Here is a 14,422-nt window from a genome sequence, read left to right on the forward strand (position 1 = left end):
GTGGTCACTGCGACTCCTCGTTGCTTGCCAGCGTTCCGGCCGTCGCGGCGCCGATCTCCGCCTGCGGCCCGGGGTCCATCAGGTATTCGTGCCCGCACTCGATCCGGTGCGCCCGCACTGGACCCGACACGTGCGGCACCCAGCGGCCTGCTCGTTCGGCCACCTCGGCGTCGGTCAGGCCTTCGGCGGCAACGAACAGTTCGACTGCGCCGGTGAACCGCGTCGGGCGGTACCGGTGGGCCAGCGTGGCGTTGTTGTCCATCACGGCGAGGACGCGCGTCATGCGGTCCTCGCCGATGTCGGCCAGCCTGCTGTCGCCCTGCCGCAGCACGGCGATGACGTCGACCGGGGTCAGCTCGGTACCGGCTTCGGTGTCGTGGAAGCCGACGTGTTCCAGGAAATCGACGAGCAGTTCGTGCCGGGACAGTGCGGCTTCGGTCCCGTCCTGCGGGTAACTGTCCAAGATGGACAGTGAGCCGACCGTTTCGCCTTCGGCTTCCAGGCGTACCGCGAGCTCGAAGGCCAGCAGACCGCCGTAGGACCAACCGAGCAAGTGGTACGGACCGTGCGGCTGGAGGCGGCGGATGTGCTTCAGATAGTTCTCGGCGACCTGCTCGACCGAGTCCGGGAACTGTTCGGCACCGCTGATTCCCGGCGATTGCAGGCCGTAGATCGGACGGTCCGGCAGGTGGGCCGCCAGCCCGAGGTACGGCAGGCTCAGGCCGAGTCCGGCGTGCAGGCAGAACAGCGGCGGCTTCGTCCCGGTCGGCCGGATCGGCAGCACCGGCGCGAACGGGTCCGGCAGGTCCGCGAGATCCGGTTCGGCTCGTTCGGCGAGCGCGGCCAGGCGTTCGATGCTGCCGTGGGTCAGGACGTCGGCGACTGTCAGCCGGAGTCCGGCTCGTCGGGCCAGTGCGACCAGGCGGACGGATTGCAGGCTGTTGCCGCCCAACTCGAAGAACCCGGTCTGGATGTCGGGGTCCGCGATACCGAGGGTTTCCGCGAAAGCGGTGCGCAGCAGTTCGACGGTTTCGCTGATGTCCTGGCTGGTTTGTGCGGCCGGAGCGGGCAGGGCGGAGCGGTCCAGCGAGCCGTCCGGCGCGACTGGGATGGTGTCCAGTTCCGCGAAGGCGGTCGGGATCAAGTAGTCAGGGAGTTCGGCGGCCAGCGCTTCCCGCAGGGTTAGCGGGTCGACGCCGCGTTCCCACTGCGGGACGACGTAGGCGATCAGCGCGTCGTTCTCGGCGATGACGGCGGCTGCGGCGACCGAGGGCTGACGGTGCAAGGCCGCTTCGATCTGCCCGAGCGGGATTGCGAAGCCGCGGACCTGAGCCTCGCGGATCACTTCGACGGTTCCGTCCAAGCGGATACGGGCGGGGAGACCGGTGGGCGCGTCAGCCAAGTACAGCTCTCCTCGGCCACCGCGAGGCACTGGCTGCCGACTCTGGTCGAGGACGTTGGCGTGACGGTGCGCGAACGGGCGTCCGTTGACCAGCGTGAGCCAACCGGAGGTCGCGGTGCCTTCGCAGTTGAGTGCTCCGTCAAGGAAGCTCTCGCCGAAGTTCACCACCCGGGTACCCGGTCGCAGTGCCAGCATTTTCGCGATGCTCGGGGTCAGGACCACGACGCTCGGGTCCACCGACGAGGCGAGTTCCGCGATCTCCGCGGCGGGAGCGACGGTCACCACCGCGCCGACGTGCAACGCGGCGAGCACGACCGGCAGCGCGAACTCGGTGTCCGGTGCCAGGAGACGGTCGCCGGCGGTGAGCGGCAATTCCTTCAGCAGAGCGGCGATGGTCGCGGCCAGGGCATCTCGGCTGAAGACCGCGTCTCCGCGATACGCCAGCTCCGCTCCGGGCAGCGACACCTCCAGGTCGGTGTCGGCGAATCCGGACACGTCCGCGGGGATGGTGTAGCGGGACTCCCCGCTCGGTGTCCAGGCCGCGCCGATGGCGAGGACACCGAAGATCGCTGCCCAGCGGTCGCGGCCTGGCGGCAGGTCAACGGTCACCGTCTCCCCCGGACCCGCGCCCTGCGCCTGCAAAGCCCGAGCCAGCCGGTTGGCTTGCTCGCGCAGACCGATGTCCCCTGGCACCAGCAAGCCGTCGGGCACCTCGAGAGCCGGTGCCGCTGGGGTGACTCGCTCGGCTGGAGTGCGCAGGTCGATCCGGCTCAGCGGCTGCCCGGGGTCTTCGGCGGCGGCCGTCAGGAGAAGCGTCAGCCGGTCGACTAGCAGCTGTGCGGTTTCCGCGGTGAACGCGTCGGCGTTGTATTCGAGCGTGCCTTCCAGACCGCGCTCGCCCTTGTGCTGGCCCAGCTGGAAGGTCAGGTCGAACTTGAACTTCTTGTGCGTCGGGGCGAGCATTTCGGGTCGCGCGGTCAGGCTGCCGAGGCCGACTTCCGAGGGCGGGACGTCGTAGAAGGACAGCAGCACTCCGAACAACGGCTGTCGCGACATCGACCTTGCCGGTTGCGTCGCCTCCAGCAACCGCTCGAACGGCAGATCCTGGTGGGCGTAGGCGGCGAGGTCGGCGTCGCGGACTCGCGCGACCAGTTCGGTGAAGCGCGGATCGCCGCTGGTGTCGGTGCGCAGGACGAGCGTGTTGACGAAGAAGCCCACGAGGTCGTGCACGGCTTCGTCCGGACGTCCGGCGACCAGGCTGCCGAGCGGAATGTCGGTTCCCGCGCCCAGGCGGGTGAGCAGGGTGGCCAGTGCGGCTTGGACGACCATGAACAGGCTCGCCCCTTGATCGTGCGCGAGCCGCGCGAGGTCGCGGTGCACGGTCGAGGACAGCTCGAACTCGATGGTTCCGCCGCGGTAGCCGGCGGAGGCGCGGCGCGGCAGGTCGACCGGCAACGCCAGTTCTCCGGGGAGTCCCGCGAGCGCTTCCCGCCAGTGCTTCAGCAGGCGGGCGGATTCGCCGTCCTTGGTGTCGTCCAGCAGGGAGTGCTGCCAGACCGAGTAGTCCGCGTACTGGGCGGGCAGTTCGGTCCACTGTGGACTGGTTCCGGACAGCCGTGCCTCGTAGGCGGTCGCGAGGTCGCGGGCGAGCACGTCGACGGACCAGGCGTCTCCGGCGATGTGGTGCAGCACCAGCAGGAGGACGTGGTCGCCATTCTGGTCGGGGCCGAACAGTTTGCTGCGCAACGGAAGGTCGACGGCCAGGTCGAAGCCGCGGGCGACCTCCTCGGCCAACGCGGCGGCGAGGTCCTCGGGCATCGGTGCGGTGCGCAGCGACTCCCCCGCGTCCAGGACGCGCTGGAACGGGACGCCGTCGGTGTCGGGGAAGACGGTGCGCAGGATTTCGTGCCGTGCGGTCAGATCGTCGAGGGCTGCGGCGAGCGCCGAGCGGGCCAGCTCGCCGGAAAGCCGGACGGCGAGGGGGATGGTGTATCCGCCGTGGTCGCCTTCGAGCCGGTTCAAGAACCACATGCGCTGTTGCGCGTACGACAACGGCAGCGGGTCGGGACGGTCCAGCTTGCGGAACGCCGCACGTGCCTGGCCTGCCGACGCGAGCCGTCCGGCCAGCGCGGCCACGGTGCGTGCTTCGAATAGATCCCGCAGCGGCAGTTCGACGTTCAGTTCCGACCGGATCCGGCTGACCAGCGCGGTGGCGAGGAGGGAATGGCCGCCGAGTTCGAAGAAGTCGTCGTCGATACCGGCCTCGGGCAACCCGAGCACCTCGGCGTAGAGCCGGGTCAGCTGTTCCTCGACGGGAGTGCGCGGGCCGCGTTTTTCTTGGCCGGTGAAGCTTTCCGGAGCGGGCAGCGCTTTGCGGTCGACCTTGCCGTGCGCGGTGAGCGGGAGCCGGTCGAGTACGACGATCGCGCTCGGCACCATGTACGCGGGCAGCAGTTCGGCCAGCTGCGCTTGCAGGTCCTCGGGACGGGCGGTTCCCGCGACGTAACCGACCAGGTGCCGGTTGGCCGCGTCGGAGCCCTGCACGACGACTACCGCGTCGGTGACGGATTCCTGCGCCAGCAGACCGGCTTCGATCTCGCCCAGTTCGATGCGGTGACCGCGGATCTTGACCTGGAAGTCGCGGCGTTCCACGAACTCCAGCGCGCCATCGGCCCGGCAGACCACGCGGTCGCCGGTCCGGTACATCCGGGTGCCCGGTTCGCCGAAGGGGTCGGCGACGAACACGGAACCCGTCTTGACCGGATCGCCCACGTAACCGCGGCCGACCACCAAACCGCCGACGTACAGCTCGCCTGCGGCACCGGGCGGGACCGGACGCAGCTCGTCGCCCAGCACGTACAGCCGGGTGTTCCGCACCGGCAAACCGATCGGCACCCGCAGGCCCTGCGCATCGTCCACACTGGACAGAACTGCGTGCGTGACGTCGTCCGAGCACTCCGTCGGGCCGTAGGCGTTCACCATCGGGATGTCCGGGAAGTACTCGAACCAGCGCACGCACAGGTCCGGCGGCAATGCTTCGCCGGTCACGACCAGCCACCGCAGACCGGTCAGGTCCGGCGGGCTGCCCGCGTCCCAGAAGTCCAACGCGGCTCGCAGCAGCGACGGTACGACTTCCAGCACCGACATGCCCAAGCCGAACAATGCGTCCGGATCCGCCGCGGTCTCGCGGCTGACGGCTCGGACTTGAGCGCCGACCATCAGCGGGGCGAGCATCTGCCACACCGAGACGTCGAACGTCAGCGGCGCGTTCTGCACCAGCACGTCCGACGGCTTCAACGCCAGGTCTTCCACCTTGGCCAGCAGGTGGTTGACCATTCCGCGGCGAGACACCATCGCGCCCTTGGGGCGGCCGGTGGAACCGGAGGTGAAGATCAGGTACGCGACGTCGTCGTCCGCACCGACGACCGGGGTCAGCTCGGCGTCAACGGCGCCGTCCAGCTCGATGACCTCCACCGGCAGGTTCGCTGCGAGCTCCCGGAATTCCGGGGCCGCGATCACGCACGCCGCGCCGCTGTCCTCCACCAGGCCTTGCAGCCGGGCGAGCGGCACGGTCGGATCCAGCGGCACGTAAGCACCGCCTGCGCCCAGGACGCCGAGAACCGCCGAGATGAAGCCGATCCCTGGACCGGCGAGCACGCCCGCTACCCGTCCCGGCGGCACCCGGCGAGAAAGAGCCGACGCCAGGCCGACCAGGTCCGCGTAGGTCACCGAACCGGAGTCGTCGACCACCGCGACCGCGTCTGGCTTCTGCGCACGCACCCGTTCGACCACGCCCGCACCGACCGGGCCGGTCGCGCCGAGCAGGAAGGTCTGCGCCGGGTCGGCCACCACGTCGATGCGGCCGAGCAGGCGGTCGGGATCGCCGAGCACCGTGTCGAGCAGCGCCTGGAACTGCTGCGCCAGCTCGCGGACGCGGTCGTCGCCGAAGGCCTCGCGAAGGTAGTCGAAGCGGAAGACGAGCGAGGCATGCGGTTCCACGACGAGGCTGAGCGGGTAGTGCCGGGAGTCGAGCGTGACCGCGTCGACTACGCGGACGTCCTCGCCGAGCATCACCAGCGGGCCGCCGTCGCCGGCGGGGACGTTCTCGAACACCACTGCGGTGTCGAAGAGTTCGCCGCTGTCCGGGATGGCTCCGCTCAACTGCGCTTGCCCGATGTGCTGGTAGGACACCATGGCGGCCTGCTGACGGCCCAGTTCCGCGAGCAGTTCGCGGACCGGGCGGGCCGGGTCGAGACGGGCCCGGACCGGCACGGTGTTCACGAACATGCCGACCATCGTTTCGACGCCCGGCAGTTCCGCGGGACGTCCGGACGCCACCGCGCCGAAGACCACGTCCTGTTGCCCGGCCAAGCGGCCGACCAGAATCGCCCAGCAGGCTTGCACGATCGTGCTGACGGTCAGGTCATGTTCCCGTGCCCAGGCATAGAGGTGTGCAGTGTCGCTTTCGGACAGTGCTAACTCGACAGTCGCGGGCAGGTTCGCGGCGGCGGGCAGGTCTGGTGCGACGCGGGTCGGGCCGGGCAGGCCGTCGAGCAGGTCCTGCCAGGCTTTCCGCCCGGCCTCCTCGTCCTGGCGGGACAGCCAGGCGAGGTAGTCGCGCATCTGCGGCACCTCGGGCAGCGCGGTCGTCGCGCCGCCCGCGTAGAGCTGAGCCAGTTCGTCGATGAGGATGGGGACCGACCAGCCGTCGGTGGCGATGTGGTGTGCGCTCCACAGGAACCGGTAGCGCTCGGCGGCGACCCGGATCAGCGTGAAGCGGACCAGCGGCGGGTGCGCCAAATCGAAGCGCTGCAACCGGTCCTGGTCGACCAGTCGCTGCAGTTCCGCCTCGCGATCCTCCTCCGGCAGGACGGTCAGGTCGATTTCGGTCCACGGCAGCTCGACCGATTCGGCGACCAGTTGCACCGGTTCCCCGTTGCGGCGTCGCCGGAAGTATCCGCGCAGGGCGGTGTGTCGGGTCAGCAGCGTGGCGCAGGCATCGCGGACGGCGGCGGTGTCCAAGGTCCCTTCGAGGTCCGCGATCGCTTGCACGGCATAGAAATCGACGCCCTCGGCATCGAGTTCGGTATGAAAAAGCATGCCCTGCTGCAACGGCGCGAGCGGAAGCACTTCCTCGACCGGCCCGGCCCGCAGCTCGTCAAGTTCTCCCGGTTCGAGTTCGACCAGTGCCGCGGCGGGTTCCGGAGCGACGTCGTCCCCGATCGGGACCGCGTTTTCCGCGATCGCCGCCGGTGTCCGGGCTTCCAGCAGGTCGCGCGGGGTGATGACCAGCCCGGCCTTGCGCGCGCGGCTGACCACCTGGATCGAGCTGACGCTGTCGCCGCCGAGTGCGAAGAAGTTGTCGTCGATGTAGACCTTCGGCACCGTCAGCACCTCGGCCAGCACGTCGCACAGGATGGCCTCGACGGCGTTGCGCGGCGACCGGCCGACCGCTTCGGCGGCGAAATCCGGCTCGGGCAGCGCGTCCCGGTCGACCTTGCCGTGGACGGTCAGCGGCATCGCGTCGAGCACGACCATCGCGGGCGGCACCAGGTAGTCCGGCAGCCGCTGCTGCAGTTCGCTGCGCACGGACGGCACGTCGACCGGCTCCGTGCCGACCAGGTACGCGGCGAGCCGTTTGGTCCCGGCGTCGTCGCGCACCACCACGACCGCGTCCGCGATCTCGGGCAGCTCGCGCAGGGTCGCCTCGATCTCGCCGAGTTCGATGCGGTGACCGCGGATCTTGACCTGGAAGTCCCGGCGCTCGATGAACTCCAGCGCCCCGTCCGCGCGGCGCACCACGCGGTCGCCGGTCCGGTACATCCGCGTGCCCGGCTCGCCGAACGGATCCGCGACGAACACCGAACCCGTCTTGCCCGGATCGCCCACGTAACCGCGACCGACCACCAAACCGCCGACATACAGTTCGCCAGCCGCACCGGCCGGAACCGGACGCAGCTCGTCGCTCAGCACGTAAAGCCGGGTGTTCCGTACCGGAAGACCGATCGGCGTCCGCAGCCCGCGTACATCGTCCACACTGGACAGAACCGCGTGCGTCACGTCGTCCGAACACTCCGTCGGACCGTAGGCGTTCACCAGCGGAATCTCCGGGAAGTACCCGAACCACCGCACGCACAGGTCCGGCGGCAACGCCTCGCCCGTCACCACCAGCCACCGCAAACCGGCCAGCTCCGGCGGACCACCGGCGTCCCAGAAGTCCAACGCGGCCCGCAGCAACGACGGCACCACTTCCAGCACCGACATGCCCAGCCCGAACAGCGTCTCCGGATCCGCCGCGATCTGCCGGTCCACCACGCGCACCTGACCGCCGACCACCAGCGGCGCGAGCATCTGCCACACCGACACGTCGAACGTCAGCGGCGCGTTCTGCACGACCACGTCCGACGCGCCCAGCCCGAGGTCTTCCACCTTCGCCAGCAGGTGGTTCATCATCCCGAGCCGCGAAACCATCGCGCCCTTCGGACGACCGGTCGAACCCGACGTGAAGATCACGTACGCGACGTCGTCGTCCTCGCCGACCACCGGTACCAACTCGGGGTCGACCGTGCCGTCCAGCTCCACGACGTCCACCGGCAGCTCTGCCGCAAGCTCCTGGAACTCCGGGGCTGCTAGCACACAGGCCGCGCCGCTGTCCGCCACCAGGTCGCGCAACCGCGCCAACGGAAGCGTCGGATCCAGCGGCACGTAAGCACCACCGGCACCGAGCACGCCGAGAACCGCCGAGATGAAGCCACTCCCCGGTCCAGCGAGCACGCCGACCACGCGTCCGGCTGGCAACCGCCTCGACAATGCCGAGGCCATCCCGACCAGATCCGCATAACTCACCGAACCGGCAGCATCAACCACCGCCACCGCGTCCGGAGCCTGCGCGCGCACTCGCTCCACCACGCCCGCGCCCACCGGGCCGCGAGCGCCCAGCCCGGCGGCAAGCAGTTCCTCGCGCTCCTGCGCGTCGGCGACATCGATACGGGCGAGCGGCGCGTCCGGATCGGCGCGTGCGAAGCGGTCCAGGAATCCGGCGAACCGGTGCAGGTGAGTGTCCACTCCGGACTCGTCGTAAAGGTCCGGGTTTCCGTTGAGGTGGAGTTCGATCCCGCCGCCGGGCTCGTCGAGGACGGTGATCGACAGGTCGTTCGTGATCCCGGTCGACAGATTCCGCACCCGGGTCACGCAGTCGCCCAGCCGCAACCCGGGGTCCGCGGGCAGCACGTTGACGAAGGGTCCGCCGAACGGCCGCCGCTCGTCGCTGCGCACGCCGATGTCGCGGCGGATCTGGTTGACGTGATACCGCTGGTGCTTCAGCGTGCGGGCGAGCTCCCGCGAGGCTTGCTTCAGCAGCAGCTGCGGCGTCATCGCGGGCGTGACCTGCATTTTCAACGGCAGGTAGTTCGCCATCATCCCCGGGATCGTCCGCGTCCGGACCCCCGCGCGGGCGGCGACCGGGACGGTCAGCATCAGATCCTGGATCCCGGAAAGACGCTCGGTGTAGGCGGCCATCGCGGCGAGCAGGAAGGTCGGCAGGGTCACCCCGGCCTGTGCCACCGCCTTGCGCGCCGCGGCGGCCGCGTCGGCGGGCAGGGCGAGGGTGCGGCGAAGGAATCCGCGAGCCGGCGCGGGTTCCTTGCCGGACAGGCTGATCAGGTCCGGGACCGTGCTGAAGTGGCTGCTCCAGAACTCGCGGTCACGGCCGAGGTGCGTCGAGTTCTGGTAGGCGAGTTCGGATTCCAGCAGGTCCCGGAACGGCGGCAGCGGACGGCCCTCGGGCTCCTTGCCGGTCAGCACCGCCGTGTACAGCTCGCCCATCCGGCGGTGGCAGATCGCGGCGCTGAACCCGTCGCCCACCAGGTGGTGGGTGGTGAGATACCAGAACCGCCGGCGCGGGCCGAGCGTGAGCAGCGCGGCGCGGAACAGCGGGAAATCGCTGACCGAGAACGGCCGGGCCAGGTCCTCGTGCATCCACGCGAGCGCGGCCGCCTCGGGGTCCGGTTCGCCGGACAGGTCCAGGAAGCTGACCGGCAGCTCGGTCAGCGGCTCGACCACCTGGCGCGGTTCGCCGTCGACCTCGAAGAAGCGCGCGCGGAAGCATTCGGCCTCGTCGGTGAGCAGGCGGAACGCCTCGACGAACACCGGCACGTCCAGGTCGCCGGAGATGTCCAGGTAGTCGGCCATCGCGTAGGCGAGACCGCCTCCGGACAGCTGCTCGTCGAACCAGACGTCGGTCTGGGCCGTGGACAGGGGCAGGCTGGTCTCGACAGCGGTCATCGCGGCACCTCGGAAAGTCGGTCGGTGGTCTGCCCGGGCACGCGGCCGAGCGCGTCGGCGGCCCAGTGGTCCCGGTAGACCGTGTCCAGGTAGTGGTCGCCCAGATCCGGGGAAATGGCCACGGCGGTCAGGTCGCGGTCCTCGCGGGCGAGCCAGGACAGCGCTCCGGCGACGACGGGTGCCGGTCGAGCCGCCGAACAGGAACCCGTGCCCCACCAGCGTCCGGCACATCTCCACGGTTTCGGTTTCCTCGACGTGCACCACGTCGTCCACCAGGGACTCGTCGAGCAGCGCCGGGCGGATCGCGGAGCCGAGCCCGGGAATCTGCCGCGGTCCGGGCGGGCCGCCGAAGCTCACCGAGCCGACGCTGTCCACCGCGACCACCCGGATCGACCGGCGCGCCTCGCGCAGGTACCGGGCGCAGCCCATCAGCGTGCCGGCCGTGCCGGTGCCGACGAACAGCACGTCGAGGCCGGGGAACATGCGCAGGATCTCCGGGCCGGTGGTCCGGTAGTGCGCGGTCCAGTTGCCCGGGTTGGTGTGCTGGTCGAGCCAGACGTAGTCCTCGTGCTCCGCGCAGAGGCTCTCCACCAGCCGCTGCCGCGCGCCGACCAGCCCGTCGACCGGATGCGGTTCGGTCAGCACGCGGACCTCGGCGCCGTAGTTCTGCATCAGCTGCCGCGCGGACAGCGTGCAGTGGTCGTCGGTCACGCAGATGAACCGGTAGCCGCGGCTGGCCGCGACCATCGCGAGCGCGACGCCGATGTTCCCGGACGAGCTCTCGACGATCGTCTGCCCGGGACGCAGCCTGCCGTCGCGTTCGGCGCGCTCGACGATCTCCAGCGCGGCCTTGAGCTTGATCGACCCGGCGAAGTTGAACCCCTCGCACTTGACGAACAGGTCGCGGCCGACGAACCGGCGCAGGTCGACGTAAAGATCCGGGACGGTGAACTCCTGAGGGGCGGATATCACCCGCACGGCAAACCTCCGCGGTTCAGCGCCGGGAACGACTCGCCCTGGCCGACTTTGCCGGCGAGCAGCCCGGTGAAGACGATGAGTTTCTGGATGTTCGCGGCGCCTTCCATGAATTCGACGCCGCGTGCGTCGCGAATCAGCTTGTCCAGCAAGGGATGCGTCCAGCGCGCGCCCGGCCCGAAGAACCGGCAGGCTGCCCTGGTCGCGTCCTCGGCGAGCCTGCTCGCTTCGGCTTTGGCGGACGACGCGAGGTGCCCGCCGCGGCTGCCGCCCGCGTCCACCTCCATCGCCGCGAGGTGCACCAGGTTCCGGACGCTCTCGATCCGGTAGCCCAGCTGGTCCCATTCGGCTGCCGCGCCGCCGGTGAGCAGGCCGCCTTCGGCCCGGACGTACTCGTGCGCCGCTCGCGCGATGCCGATCGCGATCGCCGCGACGCCGGGGCGGAGGCGGTTGAACGTCAGCGTGGCGGCCCACATCCCGCGCCTGGCCGGGGAAAGATGGCGGCCCAGCACCCGGTTCGCGGGAATCCGCACGTTGTCGAACTCGAGGGCGCAGAATCGTGCGCCGCGCAATCCGAGCATGCCCAGCGGTTCGGCGTGGAAGCCGGGGGAAGCGGTGTCCACGAGGACCGCCCGCACGCCGAGCGGGCCGGGCGCGGTGCGGGCGAAGACGACGCCCATGCCTGCGCGGGAAGCGTTGCCGACATACCGTTTCCGGCCGTTCAGCACGAAGTCGCCGTCCGGTCCCGGAGTCAGGCTCGTGGTCAGCGCGTTCGCGTCGGAACCGACGTCCGGTTCGGTGAGCGCGAAGAAAGTCCACGTTGGACGGTCGACGAGCCTGCCGTAAAACCAGGTTTTCTGCTCGTCGTCGCCGAGCACGTCGAGCAGTACGCCGGACATGGACGCGCCCGGTGCGGCGAGCGTCGCGCCCGCGTCGCCCCGGGCGAACTCCTCCAGCAGCACCGTCCGTTCCAGCGCGGTCATCCCGTGGAACCGGCGCCCGGCGACGTTGATGCCCTCCGAGCCGTACTCCCCCGGGACCAGCAGCTGCGCCATGCAGCGCACCGCGGGCAGGTCAGCGAACTGGGCGACGGCCTCGGGATCGCGGTCGAGCACCGCACCGGCGGCACGCAGGCCGCTCGCCCACTCGGCGGCGAGCTCCCGCAGCGCCAGCAGGGGTTCGGTCAGCACAGTGCCCGTCACGTCGTCCCCTCGGCCATTTCGTGGACGCTCGCGAGCAGTTCCGAGACGTCGGCGACCTCACCCGGACCCCCGGCCAGGAAACCCTTCGCCCCCAGCAAGCCGAGCAGTTTCCGGTCCACATCGGACAGCAAGTGGTGCAGATACCGCACCCGCGCGGGAGCCACCGTGCCGCCCGCGGCCAGCAGATCAGCTTCGACCGCGAGCTGGCCGTTGAGCGCCGTGGCGAGGCAGTCCTGGATCATCTGCTTGCGCAGCAACGACTCTTCCCCCGAACGCCGCTCGCCCAAGTACCGGACGCACTCGTCGAGCAGGGCCTGGGACAGCCCCAGCCGCACCCACACCAGGTCCGGGCCCGCAGGGGCGCCCGGCAGCCCCCGGGCGAACGCGACCGCGCCGCCGGGCAGATCGGCTTCCCGCAGAATCTCCGTCCCGGCGGGCAGTTCTCCCGCCGGGACGGCCGCGATCGCGGTGTTCCGGGGCCCCGTCCGCAGCAGTTTGAGCGCGGGCGCGACGCCCTGCTCCCGGGCGACGCGCCGGCACTCCTGCCACGACGCCTGGTCAGGCACGGATTTCCGCGATGACGAACGCGGCGAGCGAACGCACCGATTCGAAGTGCTGCATCTCCAGGTTCTCGGTGTCGAACTCGATGCCGAACGTGTCCTCGAGCTGCATCAGCAGCTCCAGCACGCCGGTCGAGTCGAGGCCCGCGTCGGACAGCCGGGTGTCCTCGGACAGGTCGGCGACGTCGCGTTCGAGCACCGCGCCCAGCGCGCCGGTGATGCCCTCGACGACCCGGTCCTCGGTCAAGGTCTGCGTGGTCTGGGTTGTCTCAGTCATGGCTCTCCTTCTCCTTACACAGGGTTCAGCGCGCCGTCGGAGCGAATCCGCGGGCGTCGCGGCGGGCCTGGCCGCGGGAAATCCGCAGCGGATCCCAGTCGTGGCCGCGTTCGGGCAACAGGGCGCGGTCGGCGAAGACCGCGCCGTCGTAGGCTTCGGCCAGCACCGGCCGGTCGAGAATCGCTTCGGCGCATTGCGCACCGCCGACCGCGGCTCCGACGACTCCCCCGCCGTGGACGTCCTGTCCGGCGACGAACAGTCCTTCCACCGCGGTCCGCACGTCCGGGCGCCGTCCGTGCGGGCCCCAGGACTGCAGTCCGTACGCGGCTCCTCCGGTGGCGAGCGTGTACCGCTCCTGCGTGAGCGGGGTGGCGGATTCGAGGTAGACGATGCGGTCCCGGAACGGGCCGAGCACCTCTTCGGCGCGGTCGAGCAGGCAGGCGGCGAGTTTCTCTTTGGCCGCGCGGTATTCGGCAACGCGTCGGTAGCGGAGACCGGACGCCGGTCCCTCGGTGACGCCCCACGGTGCGTAGCCGGGCGGGCACGCGGTCATGATCTGGAGGTTCGTGTGTCCGGGCGGGCAGACCGCGGTGTTGCCGGGATCCTTGTGCGACGCGGACGAGATGAACACGAACGGCAGCTCGTCGAACTGGCCTGCTTCCGTTCGGGCGTAAGCACTTTCGACGTCACCGCTCGGCCAGTACCAGATATTGGCCTCGGAAGCTTCGGGCAGTTCCGCGGCCGCCACCGCATAACTGGTGACCAGCGGCAGCCGCATGACCGCGTCTTCGGTTCGCCGGACGACGCCTTCGGGGAAGTTTTCCCGGCCACCGCACAACTCCAGCACGGTGCGCCGATAGTCCGCATTGGACACGACAAGCGGCGCGCGCAGCACGTCTCCGTCGGTCAGCTCCACGCCGGCCGCGCGACCGTCCTCGATCAGGATCCGCGCGGCGCGGGCTTTGGTGCGCAGCTGGCCGCCGTGCGCTTCGAGCTGCTCCACCAGCGCGGCCGCCAGCATCTGGCCGCCGCCGACCGGATAGTATGCGCCGCCGGTCAGGTAGTCGTCGAGCATGCGAATGTGCGCCGCGACAACGGTGTTCGCGGGCGAGGAGGCGTAGTTGCCGGACTGCGCGGCCAGCACCGTGCGGGCGGCCACGGACAGTCCACAATGGTCGAACAGGCGGCTCAGGCTGCGCCGGCTCCAGCGCACCACCGCGGGCGAACCGCCCAAAACCGGCTGAGCGCTCGCCGAATAACGGGCCGACGCGGCGATCTCGCCGCAGATCGCCAGGTACTCCTGAAGTGCGGCGGCCTCCGCGGGAAAGGTCTCGAGCAGCCGGTCCCCGTACCGGGACCAGCCTTCCGGCACGTCGAACCGCACGCCCGGCAGCACGATCCGGTCGAAGCCGTCCGGGTCGAGCCTGCGGAACCGCACCCGGTCGCCGACGCCGAGCCCGGCCAGCAGCGACGGGAGCAGCCCGCCGGGCCCGCAGTCGCCGAGGTAGTGCACGCCGATGTCGAACTCGTAGGAGCGCCGCCGCCGGAACATGTGGCAGTTGCCGCCCGCGACGTCGTGCTGTTCGAGCACGAGGACCCGGCGGCCGAAGGCGGCGAGGTAGCCGGCGCAGACGAGGCCGCCGATCCCGGACCCGATCACGATCGCGTCCCAGGAAGGGCTTCCCGCCTCGTTCGGACTCATGCCGGTGACGCTACGGCGGGG

5 protein-coding genes and 1 pseudogene are annotated in these 14,422 nt (G+C 70.3%); all 6 read right to left on the minus strand.

Annotated elements, in window-relative coordinates; translation table 11 throughout:
* Positions 1 to 4: 4 nt before the first annotated feature.
* Positions 5 to 9,685 carry an amino acid adenylation domain-containing protein gene (locus tag DMP23_RS26465; RefSeq protein WP_337822854.1) on the minus strand — a complete coding sequence of 3,227 codons (9,681 nt, stop codon included), beginning with the start codon at positions 9,683 to 9,685 and terminating at the stop codon, positions 5 to 7.
* Positions 9,682 to 10,663, minus strand: a pseudogene (sbnA, locus tag DMP23_RS26470) (2,3-diaminopropionate biosynthesis protein SbnA). The gene DMP23_RS26465 and the pseudogene sbnA overlap by 4 nt, the downstream one beginning before the upstream one ends.
* A complete protein-coding gene (locus DMP23_RS26475; RefSeq protein ID WP_337822855.1) occupies positions 10,654 to 11,862 on the minus strand; it encodes an acyl-CoA dehydrogenase family protein in 1,209 nt (402 codons plus the stop codon). The pseudogene sbnA and the gene DMP23_RS26475 overlap by 10 nt, the downstream one beginning before the upstream one ends.
* Positions 11,859 to 12,428 (minus strand): DUF2786 domain-containing protein, encoded by a 570-nt coding sequence (locus DMP23_RS26480; protein ID WP_337822856.1) that lies wholly within the window; start codon positions 12,426 to 12,428, stop codon positions 11,859 to 11,861. The genes DMP23_RS26475 and DMP23_RS26480 overlap by 4 nt, the downstream gene beginning before the upstream one ends.
* Positions 12,421 to 12,699: an acyl carrier protein gene (locus DMP23_RS26485; protein WP_134663258.1), complete on the minus strand. Its 279-nt coding sequence runs from the start codon at positions 12,697 to 12,699 to the stop codon at positions 12,421 to 12,423. The genes DMP23_RS26480 and DMP23_RS26485 overlap by 8 nt, the downstream gene beginning before the upstream one ends.
* Positions 12,700 to 12,724: 25 nt before the next feature.
* A complete protein-coding gene (locus tag DMP23_RS26490) occupies positions 12,725 to 14,401 on the minus strand; it encodes a phytoene desaturase family protein (protein WP_337822857.1) in 1,677 nt (558 codons plus the stop codon).
* Between the last annotated feature and the right edge of the window lie 21 nt (positions 14,402 to 14,422).

This window comes from Amycolatopsis sp. A1MSW2902, assembly GCF_017312175.1.
In the GTDB taxonomy this organism is placed as follows: Bacteria; Actinomycetota; Actinomycetes; order Mycobacteriales; family Pseudonocardiaceae; genus Amycolatopsis; species Amycolatopsis nivea.